Raw genomic sequence first — 23,844 nt, forward strand, 5'->3', positions numbered from 1 at the left:
GGCGCGTGCACTCCTCCGCCCTCTCGCTGATCGAGCTGGGCGCGCTGTTCTTCGGTCTCGGCGTGCTCGGGCGGCTGGCGGGGCGCCTGGGCATCTCCCCGGTCCCGCTCTACCTGCTCGGCGGGCTCGCGTTCGGCACCGGCGGCCTCGTCCCCCTCGAGGGCATCGAGCCGTTCACGGGCATCGCCAGCGAGGTCGGGGTGGTGCTGCTGCTCCTGCTGCTCGGGCTCGAGTACTCGGCGTCCGACCTGGTCGGGGGCCTGCGACGGTCGTGGCTCGCCGGGCTCGTCGACATGGTGCTCAACGCCGCGCCGGGCGCGATCACCGCGCTGATCCTCGGGTGGGGCCCGCTCGGCGCGCTCGCGATGGCCGGCGTCACGTGGGTGTCTTCGTCGGGCATCGTCGCGAAGCTGCTCGAGGAGCTGGGGCGGCTCGGCAACCGCGAGACGCCCGCCGTACTCTCGGTCCTCGTCATGGAGGACCTCGCGATGGCCCTCTACCTGCCGATCACCACGGCGGCCCTGGCCGCGCTCGGCCTGGCCGCCGGGCTGCGCACGGTCGGGATCGCGCTGGCGCTGCTCGTCGTCGTGCTCGTCGTCGCGCTGCGGTTCGGGCGGGTGGTGTCGGCGGTCGTCGAGTCGCCGAGCTCCGAGGTGTTCCTGCTGCGGGTGTTCGGCATCGCGCTGCTGGTCGCCGGGATCGCCTCGCAGCTGCAGGTCTCGGCGGGCGTCGGCGCGTTCCTGCTGGGCATCGCGATCTCCGAGGACACCGCCGAGAGCGCCACGCGGGTGCTCGCGCCGCTGCGCGACCTGTTCGCCGCGGTGTTCTTCGTGGTGTTCGGGCTCAACACCGACCCGCGGCAGATCCCGGCGGTGCTGCCGGCCGCGATCGCGCTAGCGGTGGTGTCGACGGCGACGAAGATCGCCGCCGGGTGGTTCGCCGCGCGTCAGATCGGCGTCGGGCGTCTCGGACGATGGCGCGCGGGGGCCGTGCTCGTCGCACGCGGGGAGTTCTCGATCGTCATCGCGGGGCTCGCGCTGACCACCGGGTCCGTCGACCCCGGCCTGGCCCCGCTGGCGACGACCTACGTGTTGCTCATGGCCGTCCTGGGTCCGGTCGCCGCGCGCGTCGTCGAGCCCGTGCACGGCGCGGTCATGCGCCGCCTGCGTCCGTCCCCGCCGTGACCAGGCGCTCCCGCAGCACGTTCTTGCGGATCTTCCCCGACGCCGTCACGGGCATGACGTCGACGACGTGCCAGCTCGCGGGCGTCTTGAACGCCGCCAGATGGGCGCGGCACCAGGCGTGCAGCTCCTCGGCCGTCGGCGCCGTGTCCCCCGCGGGCCGGACGAACGCGGCGACGGTCTCCCCCCAGTGCGGATCGGGGCACCCGACGACGGCGACCTCGGCGACGCCGGGGTGGCGCTGCAGGAGCTCCTCGATCTCGCGCGGGTAGACGTTCTCGCCACCCCGGATGATCATGTCCTTGATCCGGCCCTCGACCCGCAGCGTGCCCTGCGCGTCCATCGAGGCGAGGTCGCCGGTGTGGTACCAGCCGGCCGCGTCGAGCACGGCCGCGGTGGCCTCGGGCCGGGCGTAGTAGCCCTCCATGACGCAGTAGCCGCGCACGCACAGCTCGCCCACGGTGCCGACGGGCACGGCCTCGCCGTCGACGGGGTCGGCGATCTTCACCTCGGTGTGCGGCAGCGGCGCCCCGAGCGTCCCCGTGCGGACGTCCTCGGGGTCGTCGGGCGACGTGGCGGTGACGATCGGCGCGGTCTCCGTGGTCCCGAACACGATCGACATCCGGCCGCCCAGCCGCTCCTCGACGGCGCGCGCCACCTCCTGCGGCACCGGCGAGCCGCCGGAGAACGTGCACCGCAGCGACGACGTGTCGCGCGTCGCGAGGTCGGGGTGGGCGAGGATCGCGATGAGCATCGTCGGCACGCCGCCGGAGATCGTCGCGCGCTCCGCCTCGATCAGCTCGAGCTGGCGGGCCGGGTCGAACACCGTCAGGTAGACGATCGTGGCCCCCGTCGTGAGCGCGCCGAGCACGCCCATCCCGCAGCCGGCGGTGTGGAACAGGGGCATCGGCCAGACGCAGACGTCGTCGGGGCCCACGCCCATGCGCTGCAGGGTCAGGCGCGCGTTCTCGAGCATCGCGTGGTGGCGCAGCAGCACGCCCTTCGGGAACCCGGTGGTGCCCGACGTGTACTGGATCTGGACCCGGTCGTCGGGGCGCACCGACGGCAGCTCCGCGTCCGGGTCGCCGGTCGCGACGAACTCGTCGAGCTCCGCGAGGTCGACGACCTCGCGCAGGTCGGGCAGGTCGTCACGGATCTCCGCGACGATGTCGGCCATCGGGTTCCCGCGGTAGCTCGCGACGTGGAACAGCCCCGCGGTGCGCGACTGCCGCAGCACGTAGGCGAGCTCGGAGGCCTGGTAGGCCGGGTTGGCGGTGACGAGCACGAGCCCCGCGAGCGCGGCCCCGTACTCGAGCTCGATCCACGCCAGCGAGTTGCCCGACCACACCGCCACGTGCTCGCCCGGCCGGAAGCGGGTCAGCAGCGCGCGGGCCACCGCCTCGGCGCGGATCAGCAGCTCGCCGTAGGTCAGCGTGCGCAGCGGGCCGGGTCCCGGCGCGCCCTCGACGACCGCACGCCGGTCGGGACCGGCCGCGGCCGCCTCCCGCAGCGCGTCCCCGATCGTCTGCTCGGACAGCGGCGCCGAGGTGTCCCCGCTGCGGTACGACGCCTCGTCGACACCGGTCGTGGCCATCGTGGTCCCCTTCGCTCGTCCGCCCGGGCACCACGGTGCTCGCTGACGTGAGCCGTGTCACGGGACGTGGCCGGCGACCGACCGATCGGCCTATACGTGGTCAGCGGGTCGTCGCCCCGACCGGGTCCGTCGACCGTGTGCCGGTCCGGGCCGGCCCGAGCCCCACGGCGGCGGTCACCGCGAACGCGACCGTGGTGAGCAGCCAGGCGAGCCCGTCGAGCACGTGGTTCGGCACGATGACGGCCACCATGAAGTGCAACGGCTGGGAGACGATCAGCGCGACCGCCGCCCACGTCGGGATCGTGCGCCAGAGCGCCGCGCCGAGCAGGACCAGGCCGAGGATGTGGCCGGCGACCCAGAGTGTCGTCGCGGCCGCGCTCACGGGGTGGGCGGCCGCCGCGTCCAGCACCGCGGCCGTCGCGGGCGTCGGGAGCCCGGCCTCGACGCCGGCGAGGGCGATCTGGTCGGGGCTGACGAGGAACGGCAGCGTCGCGAAGGAGCACCAGGCGAGGACGGCGGCGACCGTCCCCAGCACGGGGCGGGCCCGCACGGCGACCGCGCCGACGACGAGGATCCCGAGCGGCAGGGCGAGCAGCGCGACGAGGCTCAGCCACAGCACGGCGGACTCCGCGCCCGGGTGCGAGGCGACCTTCGCGACGAGGGTCGTGTGGTCGTCGGTGGTGTCGTAGGGCAGCAGCCAGCGCAGCGCGGCGACCACGAGCGGTCCGAGCGGGGTGACGACCAGGGCGGCACGCCGCCAGGCCGGTGACGGGAACAGTGGTGTGGTCATGGCGGTCACGGTCGGCCCGCGCCGTCCCCGGTCGACAGGGCCGCACTCCTGGTCCCGGCCGGGCGCACGCCCGGGTCGGACCGGGACGCCGACCGGGGACAACGGGGTGCCCGGTCGGTCAGACTCCCTGTCGTGACCACGACGCCCGTGACCAGGACCGACGGGCCGGGCCGGCGCTCGGCCGTCGCCGCCTGGGCTCTCTTCGCGGTCGTCGTCCTCGAGGTGGCGACCGCGGTCGTCGGCGCGGCCGTCGCCGGCGTCTCCCTCGCCGAGGCGGTGGACGGGTTCGTCGTCACCAACATCGCCATCGGGCTCTCGTGCGCGACGGCAGGGGTCCTCATCGCCTGGCAGCGTCCTCGTCGCGCTCTCGGCTGGCTGCTCCTCGCGGCCGGGGTCAGCCAGGCAGCGACCGCGGCCGTGGCCCCGCTGCTCGACCTCGGGTCGCAGCGGGCCTGGGCCGAGCCGGTCCTGCGGACGCTCGACACCGTCTTCGTCCTCGCCTGGCCGTGGTCGATCGCGCTGTTCCTGCCGCTCGCGCTCTTCGTCTTCCCCGACGGGCTGCTCCCCGGACGTCCCTGGCGGGCGATCGCGGCCGCCACGGTGCCGGCCTCGGTCCTGTTCGCGCTCAACGTGGGCACCGAGCCCGGCCAGACCGTGGGCCCGCGGACCCTGCGCCCCTGGCTGGTCATCGAGGACTACGCGACGCTCCAGCCGCTGTGGACGATCTCGGAGATCCTCCAGGTGCTGACGCTGATCGCCGCCGTGACGGGGCTGGTCGTGCGCTACCGCCGCGGCGACGAGCAGCAGCGCCGCCAGCTGCTGTGGCTGGTGCTCGCGTTGCTCGGGATGATCGCGATCGTCGTGCCGTGGGGGATCTTCGACGCCGGCCCGATTCTGCAGCTGCTGGCCATCGCGCTCGTTCCCGCCGCGATGACGATCGCCGTGCTGCGCCACCAGCTGCTCGACATCCGCCTCGTGCTCTCCCGCACGGTCCTCTACGCCCTGCTGACCGTCGGCGTCGTCGGCGTCTACCTCGCGCTCGTCGCCGTCGCGGATGCCGTCCTGCGCCGCGAGGGCGCGAACGTGCTGGTCACGCTGCTGATCGCCGTCGGCTTCAACCCGGTGCGAGTGCGCCTGCAGCGCGTCGTCGACCGGGCCCTCTACGGCGACCGGAACGACCCGGTGCGGGCGCTCTCGCTCATGGGCGACCGACTCCGCACGGGCACCGGGCCCGACGACGTGCTCGTCGCGGTCGCCGAGGCGCTGCGTCTGCCGCACGTCGCGGTGCGGCGCGAGGGCGTCGTGACCGCGGCCCACGGCACCGAGCCCTCGACGACGGAGGTCCTCCCCCTGCGCTACCGCGACGAGCACGTCGGCGACCTCGTCGTGGGCGTCCGGCGTGGTCAGGGCACCCTCCACCAGGCCGACCGCGCGGCCCTGGAGCTGCTCGCCGTGCCGCTCGCCGTCGCCGTCCACGCGACGGAGCTGTCCGCGCAGGTGCAGCGGTCGCGCGCGGAGCTCGTCGGCGCCCGCGAGGAGGAACGGCGCCGCCTGCGCCGCGACCTCCATGACGGTCTCGGACCGGCGCTGACCGGCATCGCCTTCGCCGCCGACGCCGCCGGCAACGTGCTGACCACCGACCCGCCGCGCGCCGAGGCGCTGCTCCGCGGGCTCCGGGCCGCGGCCGGCGAGGCGATCGACGACATCCGCCGCCTCGTCCACGCCCTGCGCCCGCCCGCGCTCGACGAGCTCGGGCTGGTCGGGGCGCTGCGCCGCCACGTCGACGGGCTGGGCGGGGACGCCGTCACGGTGACCGTCCACGACGACGGCGAGCTGCCCGCCCTCTCCGCCGCGGTGGAGGTGGCGGCGTACCGGATCGCGGTCGAGGCGGTCACCAACGCCGTCCGGCATGCCGGCCCGTCCCGGGTGGACGTCCGGATCGAGGACAACGGCGCGCTCGAGCTGGCGATCACCGACGACGGCCGTTCCGCGACGACCTGGGACTCGGGGGTGGGGCTGGCGTCGATGCGCGAGCGGGTGGCCGAGCTGGGCGGCACGCTCGTCGCCGGTCCGCAGGCCGGGGGCGGACGGGTCAGCGCGAGGCTGCCGCTATGAGGTCGGCGCCGTGAGCCCGGTGCGCGTTGTCATCGCCGACGACCACCCCGTCATCCGGGACGGGCTCTCCGCGCTGCTGTCGTCCGTGGTGGGGATCGAGGTCGTCGCGACGGCGGCGACCGGCCGCGAGGCCGTGCGGGCCGCGGTGACCGAGGCCCCCGAGGTCCTCGTGCTCGACGTGCAGATGCCCGACCTCGACGGGGTCGCGGCCGCGACGGAGGTCCTGCGCGCGGCGCCGTCGGTCGCCATCCTCATGCTGACGATGTTCGACGACGACGACACCGTCTTCGCCGCCATGCGCGCCGGCGCCCACGGCTACCTGCTCAAGGGCGCCAACCAGGAGGAGATCGTGCGCGGCATCCACGCCGTCGCCGCCGGGGAGGCCATCTTCGGCCCGGGCGTCGCCCGCCGCGTCCTGGGCCTCGTCGCCGGCCCCGACCGCTCCGCCGAGCCGTTCGCCGAGCTCACCGCCCGCGAGCGCCAGGTGCTCGAGCTGCTCGCCACGGGGCTGACCACCACGGCCGTCGGCACCCGGCTCGGGCTAGCGCCGAAGACGGTCACCAACCACGCGTCGTCGGTGTTCGCGAAGCTCGGGGTCAGCGGGCGGGCCGAGGCGGTCGCGCGGGCACGCCGGGCAGGGCTCGGGGGCGCGGGCTGAGGGCGTGTCCGGGTCGAGGCGGGCGACTCTTCGGTGAGAATGCTCCGATCCTCGAAGCGTTCTCGTCGGAGCGAGGACGCTCCGTCGGACGCCCTGGTGCTCGTCAGTCCGCCAGGCGTTCCGCCGCCGCCGCGATGCGCTCGTCGGACGCGGTGAGGGCGACGCGGACGTGCGCGCCGCCCGCGGGACCGTAGAACTCGCCGGGCGCGACGAGGATGCCGCGCGCGGCGAGGCGGTCGACCGTCGTGCGGCACGGCTCGTCGGCGGTGGCCCAGAGGTACAGGCCGGCCTCGGAGTGCTCGACGCGCAGGCCCGCGGCCTCGAGGGCGGGGCGCAGGACGCGGCGGCGCCCGTCGTAGCGCGCGCGGGTCTCGGCGGCGTGGGCGTCGTCGCGCAGGGCCACGGTCATGGCCTCCTGCACGGGGCGCGGGACGATCATCCCGGCGTGCTTGCGGACCTGGAGCAGGCCCGCGACCAGCGCGGGGTCGCCGACGACGAGGCCGGCGCGGTAGCCCGCGAGGTTCGAGGTCTTCGACAGCGAGTGCACCGCGAGGAGCCCGTCGACGCCGCCGCCGTGCACGACGGGGTCGAGCACCGAGGTCGTCCGCACCCCCGGTCCGGGCAGCGCGAGGTAGCACTCGTCGGCGGCGACGACCGCGCCCATCGCGCGGGCCTCGGCGACCCGGTCGGTGAGCGCGGCGGCGTCGAGCACCCGCCCGGTGGGGTTGGACGGCGAGTTCAGCCAGACCAGCCGCGTGCCCGCGGGCAGCGGCTCGTCGTCGGCCACCCGGGCCGGCCGCGCGCCCGCCAGCTGCGCGCCGACCTCGTAGGTCGGGTAGGCCAGGTCCGGGAACGCGACGACGTCGTCGGCACCCAGCCCGAGCAGCGTCGGCAGCCACGCCACCAGCTCCTTGGAGCCGATCGTTGGCAGCACCGCGTCCGGGTCCAGGCCCTCCGTGGCCGACAGGCCGGCGCCGTGGCGACGCGCGAGCGCCTCCACGGCGGCCTCCCGCAGCGCGGGGGTGCCCCACGTCTGCGGGTAGCCCGGGGAGTCCCACGCGGCGCACAGCGCCTCGCCGACCGCCGCCGGCACCGGGTCGACCGGCGTGCCGACGGACAGGTCGACGACCCCGTCGGGGTGGCCGCGGGCGACCGCGGCGGCCCCGGCGAGGCTGTCCCACGGGAAGTCCGGGAGCGCGGGGAACCGCACTCCCGAGCCGGTGGTCACTCCCCCTGCGGCGGCAGGTCGGGCACGGGGCCCGCGTCGCGCTCGACCTTCCCGACCTTGGACGCGCCGCCCGGCGAGCCCAGCTCGTCGAAGAAGTCGACGTTCGCCTGGGTGTAGACGGACCACTGGTCCGGCACGTCGTCCTCGTAGTAGATGGCCTCGACCGGGCAGACCGGCTCGCACGCCCCGCAGTCGACGCACTCGTCGGGGTGGATGTACATCATCCGGCCCCCTTCGTAGATGCAGTCGACAGGGCACTCTTCGATGCACGCCTTGTCGAGCACGTCGACACACGGTTCGGCGATCACGTACGTCACGTCTGCTCCTGCTCCTCACTCGCGTCGTCCGGCGTCCCCGGACCCTCGCGTGGTGGTGTCACGCGGCCTCAGGGAACGCCTGCGGCGAGTATTCCGGTCGTCGTCGCGTCACGCCCGTGCGGGGGCGTCCCGATTGCTCCGCAGCGGCATGTCAGCCGTCACACCCTCGTCACACCATGCACCCGCAGCGTGCCGTCAGCGCTGCTCGCGGGCCACCCAGCGTGCCGCGGACCGGGCGGCGCGCTTGAGGCCCGACCGCTCGCTGCGGTAGCTCGCCAGCGCCCCCACCACCGGCAGGTTGGCCAGCAGGCGCCAGAAACGGTTGCCCTGCGGGCGCCGGTCGAGCTCGCCCTGCAGGCCCCACAGCGTCCTGCCCATCCGCCACACCGCGCTGGCCAGGGCCCCGAGCCGGCCGTGCTCCTCGCGCTCGGTGCCGACCGTGCCGGTGAGCTCGCCGGCCTCGCGCTCGACGTCGGCGTGATGCGGGTCACCGTGCTTGCGGGGGTCGACGTCACGCCCGAAGAGCACGGAGGCGAGGAGGCGGACCTGCTGGTCGCGGCCGTCCATCCCGTGCTCGCTGGCGATGGCGCACACGACGAGGCCCTGCGCGCCGAGCCCGAGGATGTCCGAGACGGGCAGCCGGCGCGCCAGGGCGCCGCCGATGCCGGGGATCGACGCGACCACCGAGGTGAAGCGCCCCACCCGCGACACCCACCACTGGTCGCGCTCCTCGGGACTCATCGCCTGCCAGCGCGGCGTGCCGGGGAGCTTCGAGGTGGCGAGCCGGTCGAGGACGCGGGCCCGCACGGTGCGCAGCGCCCGGCGGAGCCTGCCGATGCGGGAGGTGGGCGCGGGCTCGGGCGCACGCCCGTCGCTCGCCTGCAGCTCGAGCGCGCGGCGCTGCGCGAGGCGTCCGAGGCGGAAGGGGTCGGCGTCACGCAGACCGCGCAGCACCGGGCCGGTGGCGGCCACGAAGGGGCGCAGGACGCGGACGACGTGCTCGTCGGGGATGGCGGGCATGGCGGCACGTTTCCCGACCAGGTCGCCGCTCAACCGTCCAGGGTGTGCACGCGCCTCTTCGCGGACGTCCACGAGAGCGCCAGCGCGCCGGGCAGCACGCCGGCGGCGAGCAGGAGGATCGCGCGCCAGTCGGGCGGCAGCACCCCGCCGCCCGCCGGGCTCCACAGGCCCGCGACGAGGACGGTCAGCGTCCACGCCGCGAGCGGGACCAGCGCGGCGCGGCTCCCGGGCCACGCGGCGTCGGCGGCGAGCACGAGCACCGGGGTCGTGACCAGCGCGACCGCCGCGGAGAGGGGCAGTGGGACGCCGTCGCCGGCCGTGCGCAGGGTCAGCCACGCCATCTCGGTCCACGCGAGCATCACCGCGTCGAGGGCGAGGAGCACCACGACGACCACGGGGAGCACCCGGCGGCGGGGTGCCGGCTCCGGGGAGCGAGGGTCACCCTCGCTGCTCTCCACGCAGTCGGGGCGTCCCTCGGTGCTCGCGTCGCTCACGACGGGGGGAACAGGTCGTCGGGGGCGCTGGCCGGGCCGCGCAGGTGCACGAAGCACTCGGCGGGCAGGACGGGCTGGGCGAGGTCGTTGGAGAGCGCGTACGCCGGGGGCTCGCTGCCGTCGTCGAAGACGGTGATCTGGGTGGCGTGCGCGCGCAGCGCCGCGAGCTTGGCGATGCGGGCGGCGCCGAGCGGCACCCGGGTGGTGATGGTCGCGTCGGGGACCGTGGGCAGGTCGTCCACCGGCGGCACCGGCACCGGCAGCCACGACCGGCGGCGCAGGGCGGCCAGGCCCGCCTCGACCTCGTCGTGCGCGGCGGCGGTGGCCACCACGGTGATCGTCGAGGCGTCGGGGTCGACGCGCTCGACCGCGGCGAGCGTGATGTCGTGTGCCCGCACGTGGTCGGGGTGGCCGTAGCCGCCGCGCTCGTCGTAGGTGACGACGACCCGCGGGCGGACCTCGCGCAGCACCGCCACCAGCGCCTCGACCTGCTCGTCGAACCCGTCGGGGGCGGCGAACGCCTCGGCGCCGATCGTGGCGGGCGCGGCGGCATGGATGCCCGCGCCGGCGCGCACCATGCCCGAGTCCTGCCAGGCGCCGACCCTGGCGAGCCAGCGGTGGTCGGTGACGCCGACGGCCGCGCAGGCCCGCGCGAGCTCGCCCTCGCGGTACTCGCCCAGCGCGTCGCCGGAGAGGTGCTGGAGCCCGGGCGGGATCACCTCGCCCTGCTCCCCGCGGTTGCACGTCACGAGCGTGACCGGGATGCCGGCCCGGGTGGCGAGCGCCATCACGCCGCCGCAGGTGATCGTCTCGTCGTCCGGGTGGGCGTGGACGAGCAGCAGCGGACCGGAACTCACCCGGGGCACGGTAGGCCGTCCGGGCGCGCGCGACCGGTCGGGGTGGACCGTGTCCCCATGACGGATCCGCGTTGGACGGTGTCGTGGGAGACCGATCTGGACGCCGCGGCGCACGCCGACGTGGCGGCGCTGCTGTCACGGGCCTACGCCCGGCAGTCCGCACGGTTCTCCGACGGGCGGAGCTGGGCGGGCGCGCGCCCGGAGCTGCGGGTGGTCGGGCGGGTCGGCGGGGTGGCGGTCGCCCACGCCGGCGTGGTGCGGCGGTTCCTGCGGGCGCTGCCCGACGGCGGGGACGTGCTCGTCGGCGACGTCGGGCTCGTCGCCGTGGACCCCGGGCACCAGGGACGGGGCCTCGGGGCGGCGCTGACGGCGCGCGTGGTGGACGTGCTCGTCGACCTCGACGTGCCGTTCGGGTTCGTGTCGTGCGGGCCTGCCGTCGAGGGCTTCTACCGCGCCGCGGGGTGGACGCGCCTGCCCGGCGTGACCGTGCGCCTCGTCGACACGCACCACCGCACGCGCGTCGACACCGACCCGGCGATGGTGCACGCGGCGGGCCGCCCGCTGTCGGCGTGGCCGCCCGCGCGGGAGCTCGCCCGGGACGGGCAGCTCGTCTGACCGGACCAAGCCCCGGAATCGAGCGCGTGGCGATACGGACGTTGAGTGTCAGCGACGCCACGTCGCTGACAGAACCCGGCTACTCCGCGCGGACGAGGTGCGGGGGTTCGGCGAAGTGGCACGCCGCGGGGTGGTCGGTCGACGCGCGGACCTCGAGGGCCGGGGGGTCCTCCGCGCAGATCGCCGCCGCCTTGGGGCAGCGGGTGCGGAACCGGCACCCCGAGGGCGGGTCGGCGGGGCTCGGGACGTCGCCCTCCAGCCGGATCGCCTCCCGCCGCCCGCGCAGGGACGGGTCGGGCACCGGGACCGACGACAGCAGCGCCTGGGTGTAGGGGTGGGCCGCGCGCCCGTAGATCTCCTCCGCGGTCCCCGTCTCCACGATCGACCCGAGGTACATCACCGCCACGCGGTCGCACAGGTGGCGGACCACCCCGAGGTCGTGGGCGATGAACAGGTACGCCAGGTCGAACTCGCGCTGCAGGTCCGACAGCAGGTTGAGCACCTGCGCCTGGATCGACACGTCGAGCGCCGACACCGGCTCGTCGCAGACGATCACCTTGGGGCGCAGGGCCAGCGCGCGGGCGATGCCGATGCGCTGGCGCTGCCCGCCGGAGAACTGGTGCGGGTAGCGCCGGATGTGCTCGGGGTTGAGCCCGACCACCTCGAGCAGCTCCTGCACCCGGCGCCGCCGGTCGCTCTTCGGCGCCACCTCGGGGTGGATGTCGAACGGCTCGCCCACGATGTCGCCGACGGTCTTGCGCGGGTTCAGCGACGTGTAGGGGTCCTGCAGGACGATCTGCATGTCGCGGCGCCACGCGGTGAGCGCCGACCCGCGCTTGGCGAACAGGTCCTCGCCCTCGAAGGTCGCGGTCCCGCTCGTCGGCGGGGTCAGGCGCATGAGCACCTGCGCGAGGGTCGACTTCCCGCAGCCCGACTCCCCGACCACCCCGAGCGTCTCGCCGGGGTGCAGGTCGAGCGAGACGCCGTCGACGGCGCGCACCTGCCCGACGGTCTTGCGGAACACCACGCCCCGGGTCACCGGGTAGTGCTTGACCAGGTCGCGGACCGACAGGATCGGCTGGGTCACCGGGAGACCACCTCGTGCGTCGTCGGTCGGTCGGGGTCCTGCGCGACGAACTGCTCGGCGAAGTGGCACGCCGCCTGGTGGGCCTGGTGCGCCGAGCCCACCTCGCGCAGCGCGGGCACCTCGTCGGTGCACACGTCCTGCGCGTGGGCGCAGCGCGGGTGGAACGGGCAGCCGTTCGGGATCGCCGACAGGCTCGGCGGCAGCCCCGGGATCGGGCGCAGCGGGGCGCCCGAGACGTCGTCGACGCGCGGCACCGAGTCCATGAGCCCGCGCGTGTACGGGTGCGCCGGGTGCGCGTAGAGCGAGGCGGCGTCGGTGTGCTCGACGATCCGCCCGGCGTACATCACCGCGATCCGGTCGGCGACCTCGGCGACCACGCCGAGGTCGTGGGTGATGAGGACCAGGCCCATCCCCCGCTCGCGCCGCAGCTCGTCGAGCAGCTCCATGATCTGCGCCTGCACCGTGACGTCGAGCGCGGTGGTCGGCTCGTCGGCGATGAGCAGCTCCGGGTCGAGCGCCAGCGCCATCGCGATCATGGCGCGCTGGCGCATGCCCCCGGAGAACTGGTGCGGGTACTCCCGCACGCGCTGCTTCGCGTTCGGGATCTTCACGAGGTCGAGCATCTCGGCGGCCCGGACCATCGCGTCCTTGCGCGACATCCCGCGCCGGAACCGGAACTGCTCGGCGATCTGGAAGCCCACCGAGTAGACGGGGTTCAGCGCCGACAGCGCGTCCTGGAAAATCATCGCCATCGACTCGCCGCGCAGCAGGCGACGGCGCTCCGGGTCGGCGCCGAGCAGCTCCTCGCCGCGGAAGCGCACCGAGCCGCCGGTGATCCGCCCCGGCGGGGTGTCGAGGATGCCCATCACCGTCTGCGCGGTGACGCTCTTGCCGGAGCCGGACTCGCCCAGCACGGCGAGGGTCTCGCCCTCGTCGACGTGGTAGCTCACGCCGTTGAGCACCGAGGCCGTGTCGGGGCCGCGGCCGAACTCGACGCGGAGGTCGTCGACCTCCAGGAGTGGACTCATCAACGCCCCCGCGGGTCGAGGGCGTCGCGCACGGCGTCGCCCATCATCACGAAGGCCAGCACCGTGATCACCAGGAAGCCGGCCGGGAAGAACAGCGCCCAGGGGATGTCCTGCACGCGGTCGCGCGCCTCGGAGATCATCACGCCCCAGGAGACCACGGGGTCGCGCAGCCCGATGCCGAGGAACGACAGCGTCGCCTCGGCGCCGATGAACACCCCGAACTGGATGGCGCCGTACACGAGGACCGGGGCCAGCGTGTTGGGCAGGATGTGCCGCAGCACCACCCGGAACGGGCCCGCGCCCAGCGCCTTCGCCGCCTTGACGTAGTCCTGCTGCGAGGTCTCGATCGCCGCCGCGCGCATGATGCGCATGGCCACCGGCCAGGTCAGCACGACGATCGTGAGCACCACCTGGAACACCAGCTGGCCGGCGCCGACGATCTCGCCCGGCCGGTTGAACGAGGTCAGGATGACGATGCCGCCGAGGATGAACGGCAGGCCCGCGAAGATCTCGCCGACCCGCGAGAGCAGCGAGTCCGTCCAGCCCTGCGCGTAGCCGGCCAGCAGCCCGGCGAGCGAGCCGACGACCACCGTGCCGAACGTCGCGAGGAAGCCCACCGCGAGCGACGGCGCCGCCCCGTAGATGGTGCGGGCGTAGACGTCGCGGCCCTGGAGATCAGTGCCGAAGATCCCGCCCGGTCCCGGGGGCAGGCGCGAGCGCTCGAGCAGCCCGACCGTGGGGTCGACCGACGTGAACAGCGACGGCACGACCGCCATGAGCAGCAGCAGGACGATCAGCGCGGCGGCGATCCAGAAGCGCGGCCGGCGGCGCAGGTCGTTCCAGCCGTCGGCCCACAGGCCCCGCGTCGCCTCGGCGCCCGCGCTCGGGGCGGCCTCGGCGGCGGTGGGCGGCGGGGCCGTGGTCAGCGGCTCAGTCATAGCGGATCCTCGGGTCGAGCACGGCGTAGAGCAGGTCCACGACGAGGTTCGCGATCAGGTAGACGATCACCAGCAGCGCGACGATGCCGACGACGGTGGCGGTGTCCTGCTGCTGGAGCCCGCGGTAGACGAGCCCGCCGATCCCGCGGATGTTGAACACGCCCTCGGTGACGATCGCGCCGCCCATGAGGGCGCCGACGTCGGTGCCGAGGAACGTGACCACGGGGATCAGCGAGTTGCGCAGCATGTGCACCCCGACGACGCGGCGCCGCGTGAGGCCCTTGGCGACGGCAGTGCGCACGAAGTCGGCGCGGGTGTTCTCCATGAGGCTCGTGCGGGTCAGGCGCGCGACGTAGGCCATCGACAGGCTGGCCAGCACGAAGCCGGGCACGATGAGCTCGCCGATCGACGGGTCGCCCGGCACCGAGGTGCGGATGATCCCGAGCTCGACGCCGAGGATCTGGCGCACCACGAGACCGGTGACGAACACCGGCAGCGCGATGAGGAAGAGCGTCGAGACCAGGACGAGCGAGTCGACGAACCCGCGCCCGCTCAGCCCCGAGACGACGCCGGCGAGGATGCCGATGATCGCCTCGATCACGATCGCGACGAGCGCGAGCTTCACGGTGATCGGGTAGGCGTCGGCGATGAGCGTCGAGACCTCGGTGCCCGAGAACGTCTGGCCGAAGTCGCCGGTCAGCAGGTTCCCGAGGTACTTGAGGTACTGCAGGATCAGCGGGTCGTCGAGGTTGTACCGCTCGGTGATGGCGGCCTTGAAGGACGCTGAGCACTCGCGCTGGCCGCACTTGCCGGCGAACGGGTCGTCGCGCAGGCCCCAGACGAGGGCGTAGACGATGAAGGTGGTCCCCAGGAAGACGGGGATCAGCTGCAGCAGGCGCCGCAGGGTGTAGCGGCCCACGGGGGCACTCCTCGGTCGTTCCGACCCGCCGTGCGGGACGCGGACCTCCCCATGAGAACAGGGAGTGCCCGGCCCCGCACGGACGGTGGTGGTGGTCGGGGACGAAGGTCAGTTCTGCGGGTTGAGCTGGAACGACGTCGTCACGAGCCGGTCCAGCGGGTTGCGCTCACCGGAGGCGAGGCGCGACGAGTCGCCGTAGATGATCTGCCGCGTGAACAGCGGGATCGACGGCATGTCGGTGAGGATCAGCCGCTCGGCCTCCTGGTACCCCGCCTCGGCCGCCTGCTCGTTCGCGGCCTGGTCGGCCCGGTCGAGCGCGGCGTCGACCGCCGGGTTGGAGTACTTGTAGTCGTTCGAGGACGCGTCGGTGCGGTAGAGCTGCGTCAGGAACGTCTCGATGTTCGGGTAGTCCCCGATCCACGCGGCGCGGAACAGGCCCGTGAACCGGAACGCGTTGGCCTGCTGGCGGACCTCGGAGAACGAGGGCAGCGGGGTGTACTGCGCGTCGACGCCGAGGTTCTGGCGCAGCTGGTTGGTCACCGCCTGCATCCACTCGCCGTGCCCGCCGTCGGCGTTCGCGGTGAGGGTCAGCGGGCCCTGGAAGCCGCCGGCCTGGGCGAGCAGCTCGCGCGCCCGCTGCGGGTTGAACTGGCAGTTCTCGCCGCACTGGTTGGGCAGGTAGCCCTGCGCCGCCGGGGTCGCGAGGCCGTCGGCCGGACGATAGGTGCCGCCGAAGATCTGGTCGACGATCGCCTGGCGGTCGATCGCCATCGACATCGCCCGGCGCACCAGCGGGTTACCGAACCGCGGGTCGTAGAGCGGGAAGCCCAGCGCCGTGGTCTGCAGGCCGTCCTTGGCGTGCGCGCCGGCGCCGAGGTCCTGGCGCCACCGGCCGCCGGTCAGCGCGGAGGCCGGGATCGCCTTGATGTGGTCGAGGTTGCCGGAGACGACGTCGTCGTAGGCGGTCTGCAGGTCCGAGTAGACGCGGAACTCCAGGCGCGGGACCTGCGGCCTGTCGGTGCCGGCGTACTGGTCGTTGCGGACCAGCGTCAGGTTCTGGTTCGGGGTGCGGGACTCGAAGCGGTACTCGCCGTTGCCCACCGGGGCGGCCTCGTAGCCCGCGCGGTCGGTGAAGAACTTCTGCGGCAGCGGGTAGTACGCCGAGTACCCGAGCGTCGTCGGGAAGATGACGAACGGCGCCTTGAGGGTGACCTCGAAGGTCTGGGGGTCGACCACGCGCAGCCCGCGCATGGTCTGGGCGGTCGGCGTCTCGCTGGAGACCTCGTCGTACCCGTCGATCTTCTCCATGAACGACGAGGCCTGCGCGGCGTTCGGGCCGTAGGCGACCCAGTTCCACGCGTCGACGTAGTTCTGCGCGGTGACCGGCGTGCCGTCGTGGAACGTCCAGCCCGGCTTGAGCCGGATCGTCCAGACGCGGTTGTCGGCCGAGGTGATCGACTCCGCCGCCTCGTTCGAGGGGGCCGCGGTGTTCACGTCGTACTTGACGAGCCCGGCGAACAGGGCGTCGAGGACGTCGCCGCCGTTCTGCTCGGTGTTGTTGCCCGGGATCAGCGCGTTCTCCGGCTCGCCCCAGTCGAGGCTCACGGTCTGGGCGGCCTGGTCGTCGCCGCCCCCTCCCCCGCCGCACGCCGTGACGACCAGCGCCACGGCGAGCGTTGCGGCCACGAGCGTGGCCAACCGACGCAACGGCAACGTTCCTCCTCGTGTGGTGGTACCCCGACCCGACTCCCTCGCGCGGGGCAACCAACCGATCACCGCGCGTGACTTCGCCGCGTGAAACCTAGGGAAAGCGTTTGCGTTCGGCAAGATGTTGACCCACGAGTAACGAACACGCCTCGTGGGAGTCACGAGATCGTCGGGTCGTGGTAATCCGACTAGTTGACGCCGTCGTCCCCGCGCTGGGTCGCCGGCGGCGGGGTCCAGCGGTCGGCGCCCGCGAACGGGCTCTCGGTGAGCGGGCCGACGACGACGTCGGTCCGGGCGGTCGGGCTGACGAGCACCGAGGCGGCCTGGAAGAGCGGGATCGTCGGCAGCGAGTTCCACAGCGAGGGCTCGGCGAGCGCGAGCGCCGTGTCGGTCGAGACGGTGCCCGCGGAGGCGCCGTCGAGCAGCGACTGCAGGGCGGGGTCGCAGAACCCGGTGGGCGTCAGCGCCTCGGAGGCCTGGGGGTCCGCGAGGTCCTCGGCGAGCTCGTCGACCTCGTCCGCGTTCGGCGTCGTCGCGGCCGTCGCGGGTCCGGCGGCGTCGGTGGAGGTCGGCGCCGCGCCGGTGGTCGTCTCCGGCGGTGCGGCGCTCGTCGGCGGGGAGGTGCTCGTCGGGGCGGCGGGCGAGCTCGCCGCGGGCGCGCCCGGGGCGTTCGGCGAGGTCGGCGCCGTGCCTGCCTCCTCGGCGGCCAGGGCGACGCCGGGTTCGGCGCTCGTGCGGCCCGAGGTCGTCGGGGCCCGGCCGCCGGGGCAGCCGACCACCGAGGCGAGGTCGGCGATCGGGTCGCCGCCGACGGGCAGGGACTCCACGGCGATGTCGGCGACGACGAGGTCCGACGCCGAGTTGGGCGTGGGGGGCACGGTGGTCGTGGTGGTGCTCGTGCTCGAGCTGGTCGTCCCCCCGCCCGGGCTCGGGGTGGGGGTGGTCGCGAGCAGCGCGCCGCCGGTCGGGGTGCTGGTGCGGGTCGGCGGCGCGGGGGTCGGGATCGGCGGGCCGGTGGTCGTCGTCGACGACGGCCCGCGGCCCGGCGCGAACCCGGAGGTGCCGCCGTCGGCCACGACGACCGAGGCGATGCCCGCCGCGCGCAGCTGCGTGCCGAGCGTCGCGATGAGACGTCCGTACGGCGCGACCTGGGGCGGGGCCGCGAGACGCAGGATCAGCGGCTGCCCGCCGCGCTCCCACGTGCCGTCGGCGCCGCGCGTGTACCCGGCGTCGGTGAGCAGCCGGGCCGTCTCGTCCAGGTCCTGGCGGGCCGCGGGCGAGTCGGCCGGCAGGGTCGGGCGGTAGTCCTCCTCGGACGGCGCGCGGCCGAACGCGTCCGCCGGCAGCTGCGCCGACGGGCCCCCGTTGGTGCCGACCGAGCGCAGCGCCGACCGGTCCATCGCCGACGCCACGGCGCGCCGGACCCGCAGGTCGGCGAGCGGGCCGTCGTCGCTGCGCAGGGCGAGCTGCACGAGCGCGGGCTCGGGCAGGGCGCGGACGGTCAGCTGCGAGCCGACCGCCCGGAGCGCGGCCAGGTCGTCGGCGTCGGCGCGGAACTGGGTGGCCTGCACGTCGCCGGAGCGGACCCGGTCGATCAGCGACGGCGCCTCCGCCGCCTGGAAGACGACCTCGTCGGGGACCGCCGGGGTGCCCCAGAACCGGTCGTTGCGGGCGAGGGTGACCTGGCCCCGGATCCGGTCGACGACACGGACGGTGAACGGGCCGGCCGACACCGGGATGCTGTCGGTGAGCCCGCCGCCCCAGGAGCCGGGGGCGTCCTTGAGCAGGTGCGCGGGCAGCATGTGGTCGAACAGCGTCTGCCACGCCGGGTACGGCCGGTCGAACACCACGTCGACGGCCTTGCCGCCCGCGCGCGAGCGGACGTCGGTGATCGCCCGGTAGCCGGCCGCGCCGACCACCCCGGGCTGGCTGCGCATCTGCTGCCAGAGGTAGACGAAGTCCTCGGCGGCCACCGGGGCGTTGTCCGACCAGCTCGCCGCGGGGGCGATCTCGTAGGACACGGTGAAGGGCTCGGTCGAGGTCACGCGCGCCGAGGTCACCACCGCCGTGTCGAGCCGCGGCTCCCCGTCGGGGCCGGGGCGGAACGCCGACGGGAGCACCAGCGAGGCCATCGCGCGCGACAGGGGTGTCTCGTCGGCGACCCGGTGCGGGTTGAAGCCGACGCCGAGGTCGTCGACACCGATGCGCAGCTCGGTCGGGTCGGGCTCGAGCTGGGGGGTCGGGGCCGGCGCGGGGACGGGCACCTGGCCGACGACCGGCGGGGGCGCTCCGGAGCAGGCCCCCAGGACCGCGAGCACGAGCGCCAGGGCGGGGAGGACACGGGCGACTCCGACAGCACGTCGGGGACCGCTCACGCCGTCGTCCGGCCCTTCTCGTCGGGAGACCGCTCCGTGGCCCGATCGGCGGTCGGCAGCACCGGCCGCACCGGGGATCGTCATCGTGACACGGTCACCGCGGGTGGGGACCGATGGGTCTGGTCCTCGCCCCCGAGTGGAGGTTAGCCTCACCTCATGGGCAAGGGCGGCAAGAAGAAGGGCAAGGAGCCCAAGAAGATCAAGGAGGCGAAGTCTCCGAAGGTCCCGCTGCACCTCGTCCAGTACGCCGACGCCATGCCGCTCACCGGCGCCAAGAAGATCAAGAAGAAGTGCTGCCGGTCGCGCCCGCGCTGCAAGAGCTGTCCGGTCCTGCTGATGCGCGCGTCGCGGTTGAACGAGGCCGGCGTCACCGGCAAGGACCTCAAGAAGGCGCTGAAGAAGGCCCGGGCGGCCTGAGCAGGGCCCCCAGGGCCGGCAGCACCGCGCGGTCGGCGTCCAGCCAGTCGATCCCGTCCAGCTCCTCGGGGCCGAGCCACGCCAGCGCGTCGTGCTCGAGCGCCGTCGGTTCCCCCGCGGCCGCGCACACCCGGATGCGCAGCACGCGCTCGCCGGGCAGCGGCACCTCCGGCCCGACGCGCTCGCCGACGCCCACGTCGTGCAGCGCCAGCTCCTCGCGCAGCTCCCGGGCCAGCGCCGTGGCCTCGTCCTCCCCCGGCTCGACCGCGCCACCGGGCAGCTCCCAGCGACCCGCGGCGGACGCGGGCCGGGTGCGCCGCGCGGCGAGCACCCGCCCGTCGCGGACGAGGGCGGCGCCGACCACGACCCTGCTCACGACGATCAGTGTGGGCCCCGCCGCGACGTGTCAGGATCCGGGCATGGCTGAACTCCTGACCGAGGACGCGATCGCCGACGCTCTGAAGGGCCTGCCCGGCTGGGAGCGCGAGGACGACGCCACCATCGTGCGGTTCGCGAAGCTGCCGAGCTTCCCGGAGGCGATCGCCGCCGTCGACGCGGTGGCCGAGCTCGCCGAGGCCGACAACCACCACCCCGACATGGACATCCGCTACAACAGCCTGAAGTTCAAGCTGTCGACGCACTCCGAGGGCGGGCTGACGGCCAAGGACACGGACCTGGCCGCGAAGATCTCCTCGGAGCTCGACGCGCGCGGCGCGTCCTGAGCGACTCCCGACTCCGGTCGGCGCCGTTCGTCGCGGTCCTCGTCGCGACGGTCCTCGCCTTCGGCGGCTACGCGCTGCTGCTGCCCGTGGTCCCGGTGCACGCCGCCGCGGGCGGGGCGAGCCCGGCCGCGGCGGGCGCCACGACGGGCGTGTTCATGGCGGCGACCGTCGCCGCCCAGCTCACGGTGCCCGCGGTGCTCCGGCGCATCGGTCCGCGGGCCGCGCTCGTCACCGGCGCCCTGGCGCTCGGGGCACCGGCGGCGCTGCTCGTCGCCACGTCGGCGCTGCCCGTGCTGTTCGCGGTGGCCGTGGTGCGCGGGATCGGGTTCGGCCTGGTCACGGTGACCGGGGCCGCGCTCGTCGCCGACCTCGCCCCCGCGTCGCGGCGGGGGCGTGCCGTCGGCCTCTACGGGGTCGCGGTCGGGCTCCCGCAGCTCCTCCTGCTCAGCGGCGGCGTCTGGGCCTACGAGGTGCTCGACGCCGCGGTGGTGCTGGCGGCCGGGGCCCTGCTGCCCCTGGTGGCGGCGCTGTGCTGCACGCGGCTGCCAACGGCGCGCGCCGCGCCCCGCGACCGCTCCGGCTCGCTCCTCCTCGGCGTGGCGATGCCGCCGTGGACGGCGATGGTCGTCTCGGCGGCCGCCGCCGGCGGGGTGATCACGGTGCTGCCGCTGTGGGCGTCGTCCGGTCTCGCGGGCGGGACCTCGGTAGCGGCCGTCGCGCTCGCCGTCCTCACCGCGGGCCAGCTCGCGGGGCGCGGGCTCGGCGGGGAGCTCGCCGACCGGGCCCGCGTGCGCAGCCCCGCGCTGACGCTCGCCGGGCTCGCCGTCGTCGTCCTCGGGGCCGTGGTGGTGGCGGTGGGCGGCTCCTCGGCGGCGCTCGCCGTGCTCGCGGGCGCCGCGCTCGTCGGCCTGGGCTTCGGCGCCGTGCAGAGCGACACGCTGCTCGCGCTCTTCGCCCGCGCCGGGCCGAGTCGGTCGGGCGCCGCGAGCACCTGGTGGAACACCGCCTACGACGCGGGCACCGGGCTCGGCGCGGCGGTGCTGTCGGCGGTGCTCGGCGCGGCGGGCGGTGGCGCGGCGTTCCTCGTCGCCGCCCTCGCCGCCGGACTCGCGGCGCCGGTGGTGCTGGTGGCGCGGGGTTCTGACCGAAGGGCCCCTTCGGTCGACTAGATCGGCGAGGGGCGCCCTCGGCCGGAACGGTCGGCGGCGCCCGGGGTTCGGCAGCGACCGTGCTGTTCGCTGCTTCTCGGCGTCGGGAGTCCGCGTTCGCGGTGCCGGGCGGGGCCGGTGCAGGGTCCTCCGCGCCGTGCTCGCTGCCGGTGCTCCTCCGGGGCGACGTCGTCGCCCCCGCGGAGCACCCGTGGCGATCATGACCGCCGCATCGCGCCGAGGAGCACCTCCCGCATGATCGTCGGGCCTCGCCGGCTGCCGCACGCGCCGGTCGCCACTGCTCCATCGGCGAGATCCGGATCGCCCGTCCGGGCTGCGCCGATCAGCGCAGCGTCGAGGTGACGCGTCCCCGAGGGTGATCTCTCGGCGCGATCGGGCGAGACGACGTCATCGCAGGTCACGCGCCCGGTGTCGCCCGCGATGTCCGGCTGCCCAGGGAGGGAGGCCGGCGTGCTGAAGAAGGTGCTGTTCGCGACGCTGTTCGGTGCCGTCGTGATGCTCGGCTCCGCGCAGGCGGGCTACCTCGCGCCCGGCACGCTCACCGACGCCAGCGGCCCCGTCGATCCGGCCGCCCCGGACCGCGCGCCCGCGCTGTCGGGCTCGGCCACCACACCGGCCACGCCCCCGCCCGGGCCGGCCGGGCCACCGGCACCCGGCGTCGCCCCGGCCCCCGGCGCGCCCACCCCGGTCGAGGCCGCGGCGAGCGCGCGGGACACCGCCACGCCCACCCGCGGCAGCGCGCCGAGCGCCCGGCGCGCCCCGTCGCGGGAGCCGTCCGGGGGCGCGTCGGGCGGCGGCCCGTCCGGCACCGGCGGCGGCGCGAGCAGCTCCGGGGGCGGCTCGGGCAACGGCTCGGGCAACGGCTCCGGGGGCGGCTCGAGCGGCGGTGGCGCGAGCGGGGGCGGCAGCGCGCACGACGGCGGCGGCTCCCAGGGCGGGATCGGCGTGCAGGTCTGTCTCAAGCGGGTGCTCGGGACCTGCGTGGAGGTCGGGCTGCGCTGACCGTCAGGTCGCGGTGACCGCCGCCCGCACGTCGCGCTCGGCGCGGAGTGCGCGCTCCGCCGACTGCACGGCCGCGATGGTGTCGTCGAGCAGCGCGACGAGCATCCGGTCGCGGGCGTCGGCGTCGAGGTCGGCCACGCGGGCGGCCACGAGCAGGTGGGCGCAGGCGTGGTTGACCGGGCCGACGTGCAGCAACGTCGCCAGGCGCCCGCCGTCGCCCTCCTCGCCGCGGCCCCGGCGCGGGGGCCGGGTCTCGGCGCGACGCTCGAGGCGGCGCTGCAGACGGGGGAAGAAGCGGTTGGCGGGGTCGATCGCGAGGCCGGCGCGCGCGATCACCGCGAGGACGATCGGCCGGACCTCGACGCCGGCCTCCCGCCCGAGCCCGATCAGCGTCACCGCGCGCACGCCCAGCTGCTGGCGCGCCGTGGACGACACGGCGTCGTTGACCTGCCACGCCACCGCCGCGAGCGCGGGATGGGTGCAGCGTGGTCGGTCGGTGAAGCGTTCACCGGCCAGCACGGAGACGTACTCCATGAGACAGCTGCCGGCTTCCGCGTCGCGGTGCGCGCCGGCCTCGAGGACGGGCAGGCCCTCAGGAGGGCGGGTGGACGTCATGGGAAGCTCCCCTCCCCGGCCCCGGGCCCTCGCGCCCGGTTCGGATGCCCTACCGTAATCCGTTTCGCGCCCCGCGACAGGGGGTCCGGTCGAGGGATTCGTCCGAGTGCAGCCACCCGGACGCGATCAGTGGTCCGAACCGATCACGGTGGTCGCGGTGAGGGCGGCGAGGACGGCTCCGACGGTCGGCGAGACGAGCCGGCGGATGTCCTGGGCGACGCCGAGCGTGACGTGCCGGCCGTCCGCGATCGCCCGCGCGCGGCGGGCCGCCGTCGTGGGGTCGGACGGGCTGAGCTCGCGGACGCGGCGCCCGTGGTGGAGCAGCACGACGAGCATCGCGACGGCCTCGTCGGGCTCCTCCTCGCCCTCGAGGACGGCGCGGACGGCGGCGCGGTCGTGGTGCAGCGCGTCGACGTCGTGGACGCGCAGCGCGGACCCGAACACCGGCATCGTCAGGTAGCCGAACACCCGCCGGGGCTCGCGCGCCGCGAGCCCCCGCTCGACGAGGCGGTCCATGGTCCGGCGGATCATCTGCGCCCCGCGGTGACCCGTGACGGCGTGCTGCAGGTCGGCCTTGGCGCCGCCGTGGGCGACGAGCCCCTCGCCGACCCAGCGCAGCAGCGGATCGGTGACCTCCACCGGCCCGCGCCGGTACGCCGTCCCGGCGTCGAGCAGGGAGGCGTCGAGCAGCAGCTCCACCATCGCGGCCGCGACGAGCAGCCCCGCGGGCTCGGTGAGCGTGGACAGCGGGCGGCCCTCGTCGTCACCGAGGACCCACGCCACCCGCTCGGGGAGCGTCAGGTCCGCGGTCCGGGACGACCACCGCTCCGAGCGCACGGAGACAGACTAGGCACGAACGTCCCCCACCCGAGTCAGCAGTCCCCGGATGACAGCACGCCGCGTCGAGCGGTGCGTCCGGGCGGGTCAGGCGCGTCCGCCGAGCGGCCCGACGACGGTTGCGGCGGGTGACGTCGTGCCTGGTGGGACGGGCGGTCG

Annotated in this window: 24 protein-coding genes; 8 read left to right on the forward strand and 16 right to left on the reverse strand. The window is 75.1% G+C overall.

Annotation, left to right across the window (positions count from 1 at the left end; translation table 11 throughout):
* The first annotated feature begins 5 nt into the window (after window positions 1–5).
* Window positions 6–1,184, forward strand: a complete 1,179-nt coding sequence (locus tag WCD58_RS27360) for a cation:proton antiporter (protein WP_337706271.1) — start codon at window positions 6–8, stop codon at window positions 1,182–1,184.
* On the opposite strand, the gene WCD58_RS27365 is transcribed toward WCD58_RS27360, so the two are convergent.
* Both WCD58_RS27365 and WCD58_RS27370 read right to left on the reverse strand, forming a co-directional pair.
* Complete coding sequence (locus WCD58_RS27365) at window positions 1,153–2,775, reverse strand: AMP-binding protein (RefSeq protein WP_337706272.1); 1,623 nt, start codon at window positions 2,773–2,775, stop codon at window positions 1,153–1,155. The two genes, WCD58_RS27360 and WCD58_RS27365, sit on opposite strands and share 32 nt — an antisense overlap.
* A gap of 100 nt (window positions 2,776–2,875) precedes the next feature.
* On the reverse strand, window positions 2,876–3,565 hold the full coding sequence (locus WCD58_RS27370) for a hypothetical protein (RefSeq protein WP_337706273.1): 690 nt from the start codon (window positions 3,563–3,565) through the stop codon (window positions 2,876–2,878).
* Between the two features lie 132 nt (window positions 3,566–3,697).
* On the opposite strand from WCD58_RS27370, the gene WCD58_RS27375 reads away from it, so the two are divergent.
* Both WCD58_RS27375 and WCD58_RS27380 read left to right on the forward strand, forming a co-directional pair.
* A complete protein-coding gene (locus WCD58_RS27375) occupies window positions 3,698–5,680 on the forward strand; it encodes a sensor histidine kinase (RefSeq protein WP_337706274.1) in 1,983 nt (660 codons plus the stop codon).
* 10 nt (window positions 5,681–5,690) lie between these two features.
* A complete protein-coding gene (locus WCD58_RS27380; protein WP_337706276.1) occupies window positions 5,691–6,338 on the forward strand; it encodes a response regulator in 648 nt (215 codons plus the stop codon).
* Window positions 6,339–6,441: 103 nt separating this feature from the next.
* On the opposite strand, the gene dapC is transcribed toward WCD58_RS27380, so the two are convergent.
* The 5 genes from dapC to mshB form a co-directional block, all read right to left on the reverse strand.
* Complete coding sequence (gene dapC, locus WCD58_RS27385; RefSeq protein WP_337706377.1) at window positions 6,442–7,548, reverse strand: succinyldiaminopimelate transaminase; 1,107 nt, start codon at window positions 7,546–7,548, stop codon at window positions 6,442–6,444.
* A 14-nt stretch (window positions 7,549–7,562) separates the two neighbouring features.
* Window positions 7,563–7,883: a ferredoxin gene (gene fdxA, locus WCD58_RS27390; RefSeq protein ID WP_133827292.1), complete on the reverse strand. Its 321-nt coding sequence runs from the start codon at window positions 7,881–7,883 to the stop codon at window positions 7,563–7,565.
* Between the two features lie 195 nt (window positions 7,884–8,078).
* Window positions 8,079–8,903 (reverse strand): hypothetical protein, encoded by an 825-nt coding sequence (locus WCD58_RS27395; protein WP_337706277.1) that lies wholly within the window; start codon window positions 8,901–8,903, stop codon window positions 8,079–8,081.
* A gap of 29 nt (window positions 8,904–8,932) precedes the next feature.
* Window positions 8,933–9,397 carry a hypothetical protein gene (locus WCD58_RS27400; protein WP_337706278.1) on the reverse strand — a complete coding sequence of 155 codons (465 nt, stop codon included), beginning with the start codon at window positions 9,395–9,397 and terminating at the stop codon, window positions 8,933–8,935.
* Window positions 9,394–10,254: an N-acetyl-1-D-myo-inositol-2-amino-2-deoxy-alpha-D-glucopyranoside deacetylase gene (gene mshB, locus WCD58_RS27405; RefSeq protein WP_337706279.1), complete on the reverse strand. Its 861-nt coding sequence runs from the start codon at window positions 10,252–10,254 to the stop codon at window positions 9,394–9,396. The genes WCD58_RS27400 and mshB overlap by 4 nt, the downstream gene beginning before the upstream one ends.
* 57 nt (window positions 10,255–10,311) lie before the next feature.
* On the opposite strand from mshB, the gene WCD58_RS27410 reads away from it, so the two are divergent.
* On the forward strand, window positions 10,312–10,869 hold the full coding sequence (locus tag WCD58_RS27410) for a GNAT family N-acetyltransferase (protein WP_337706280.1): 558 nt from the start codon (window positions 10,312–10,314) through the stop codon (window positions 10,867–10,869).
* Window positions 10,870–10,948: 79 nt separating this feature from the next.
* Here the strand turns inward: WCD58_RS27410 and WCD58_RS27415 are convergent, their stop codons facing one another.
* The 6 genes from WCD58_RS27415 to WCD58_RS27440 all read right to left on the reverse strand — a co-directional run bounded on the left by WCD58_RS27415 (window position 10,949) and on the right by WCD58_RS27440 (window position 18,866).
* Window positions 10,949–11,956, reverse strand: a complete 1,008-nt coding sequence (locus tag WCD58_RS27415; RefSeq protein ID WP_337706281.1) for an ABC transporter ATP-binding protein — start codon at window positions 11,954–11,956, stop codon at window positions 10,949–10,951.
* Window positions 11,953–12,984 (reverse strand): ABC transporter ATP-binding protein, encoded by a 1,032-nt coding sequence (locus WCD58_RS27420; RefSeq protein ID WP_337706282.1) that lies wholly within the window; start codon window positions 12,982–12,984, stop codon window positions 11,953–11,955. The genes WCD58_RS27415 and WCD58_RS27420 overlap by 4 nt, the downstream gene beginning before the upstream one ends.
* Window positions 12,984–13,922: an ABC transporter permease gene (locus tag WCD58_RS27425; RefSeq protein WP_337706283.1), complete on the reverse strand. Its 939-nt coding sequence runs from the start codon at window positions 13,920–13,922 to the stop codon at window positions 12,984–12,986. The genes WCD58_RS27420 and WCD58_RS27425 overlap by 1 nt, the downstream gene beginning before the upstream one ends.
* Window positions 13,915–14,841, reverse strand: a complete 927-nt coding sequence (locus tag WCD58_RS27430) for an ABC transporter permease (RefSeq protein ID WP_337706284.1) — start codon at window positions 14,839–14,841, stop codon at window positions 13,915–13,917. The genes WCD58_RS27425 and WCD58_RS27430 overlap by 8 nt, the downstream gene beginning before the upstream one ends.
* A 108-nt stretch (window positions 14,842–14,949) precedes the next feature.
* Entirely contained in the window at window positions 14,950–16,539 is a 1,590-nt protein-coding gene (locus WCD58_RS27435) for a peptide ABC transporter substrate-binding protein (protein ID WP_337706285.1), read from the reverse strand.
* A 197-nt stretch (window positions 16,540–16,736) separates the two neighbouring features.
* Window positions 16,737–18,866 (reverse strand): ABC transporter family substrate-binding protein, encoded by a 2,130-nt coding sequence (locus tag WCD58_RS27440; RefSeq protein WP_337706286.1) that lies wholly within the window; start codon window positions 18,864–18,866, stop codon window positions 16,737–16,739.
* A gap of 213 nt (window positions 18,867–19,079) precedes the next feature.
* Here WCD58_RS27440 and WCD58_RS27445 point away from each other — a divergent pair, with 213 nt between their 5' ends.
* On the forward strand, window positions 19,080–19,340 hold the full coding sequence (locus tag WCD58_RS27445) for a hypothetical protein (protein ID WP_337706287.1): 261 nt from the start codon (window positions 19,080–19,082) through the stop codon (window positions 19,338–19,340).
* Here the strand turns inward: WCD58_RS27445 and WCD58_RS27450 are convergent.
* Window positions 19,306–19,716 carry a (deoxy)nucleoside triphosphate pyrophosphohydrolase gene (locus WCD58_RS27450; protein WP_337706288.1) on the reverse strand — a complete coding sequence of 137 codons (411 nt, stop codon included), beginning with the start codon at window positions 19,714–19,716 and terminating at the stop codon, window positions 19,306–19,308. The genes WCD58_RS27445 and WCD58_RS27450 overlap by 35 nt on opposite strands.
* A gap of 43 nt (window positions 19,717–19,759) precedes the next feature.
* Between WCD58_RS27450 and WCD58_RS27455 the strand changes: the two genes are divergently transcribed.
* The 3 genes from WCD58_RS27455 to WCD58_RS27465 all read left to right on the forward strand — a co-directional run bounded on the left by WCD58_RS27455 (window position 19,760) and on the right by WCD58_RS27465 (window position 22,233).
* On the forward strand, window positions 19,760–20,062 hold the full coding sequence (locus tag WCD58_RS27455) for a 4a-hydroxytetrahydrobiopterin dehydratase (RefSeq protein WP_337706289.1): 303 nt from the start codon (window positions 19,760–19,762) through the stop codon (window positions 20,060–20,062).
* Entirely contained in the window at window positions 20,059–21,231 is a 1,173-nt protein-coding gene (locus WCD58_RS27460) for an MFS transporter (protein ID WP_337706378.1), read from the forward strand. The genes WCD58_RS27455 and WCD58_RS27460 overlap by 4 nt, the downstream gene beginning before the upstream one ends.
* 450 nt (window positions 21,232–21,681) lie before the next feature.
* Window positions 21,682–22,233 carry a hypothetical protein gene (locus WCD58_RS27465; protein ID WP_337706290.1) on the forward strand — a complete coding sequence of 184 codons (552 nt, stop codon included), beginning with the start codon at window positions 21,682–21,684 and terminating at the stop codon, window positions 22,231–22,233.
* Between the two features lie 3 nt (window positions 22,234–22,236).
* On the opposite strand, the gene WCD58_RS27470 is transcribed toward WCD58_RS27465, so the two are convergent.
* Window positions 22,237–22,848 carry a hypothetical protein gene (locus tag WCD58_RS27470; RefSeq protein WP_337706291.1) on the reverse strand — a complete coding sequence of 204 codons (612 nt, stop codon included), beginning with the start codon at window positions 22,846–22,848 and terminating at the stop codon, window positions 22,237–22,239.
* 126 nt (window positions 22,849–22,974) lie between these two features.
* On the reverse strand, window positions 22,975–23,685 hold the full coding sequence (locus WCD58_RS27475) for a GPP34 family phosphoprotein (RefSeq protein WP_337706292.1): 711 nt from the start codon (window positions 23,683–23,685) through the stop codon (window positions 22,975–22,977).
* Window positions 23,686–23,844 lie beyond the last annotated feature (159 nt).

The sequence above is a fragment of the Actinomycetospora flava genome (assembly GCF_037400335.1).
GTDB lineage: Bacteria > Actinomycetota > Actinomycetes > Mycobacteriales > Pseudonocardiaceae > Actinomycetospora > Actinomycetospora flava.

Bases quoted from the DNA above. Each gene is read 5' to 3' on its own strand.
- WCD58_RS27365 (WP_337706272.1), bottom strand. From the start codon at position 2,775: ATGGCCACGACCGGTGTCGACGAGGCGTCGTACCGCAGCGGGGACACC.
- WCD58_RS27470 (WP_337706291.1), bottom strand. From the start codon at position 22,848: ATGACGTCCACCCGCCCTCCTGAGGGCCTGCCCGTCCTCGAGGCCGGC.
- WCD58_RS27445 (WP_337706287.1), top strand. From the start codon at position 19,080: ATGGGCAAGGGCGGCAAGAAGAAGGGCAAGGAGCCCAAGAAGATCAAG.
- WCD58_RS27395 (WP_337706277.1), bottom strand. From the start codon at position 8,903: ATGCCCGCCATCCCCGACGAGCACGTCGTCCGCGTCCTGCGCCCCTTC.
- WCD58_RS27425 (WP_337706283.1), bottom strand. From the start codon at position 13,922: ATGACTGAGCCGCTGACCACGGCCCCGCCGCCCACCGCCGCCGAGGCC.
- WCD58_RS27410 (WP_337706280.1), top strand. From the start codon at position 10,312: ATGACGGATCCGCGTTGGACGGTGTCGTGGGAGACCGATCTGGACGCC.
- WCD58_RS27455 (WP_337706289.1), top strand. From the start codon at position 19,760: ATGGCTGAACTCCTGACCGAGGACGCGATCGCCGACGCTCTGAAGGGC.
- WCD58_RS27420 (WP_337706282.1), bottom strand. From the start codon at position 12,984: ATGAGTCCACTCCTGGAGGTCGACGACCTCCGCGTCGAGTTCGGCCGC.
- WCD58_RS27370 (WP_337706273.1), bottom strand. From the start codon at position 3,565: ATGACCACACCACTGTTCCCGTCACCGGCCTGGCGGCGTGCCGCCCTG.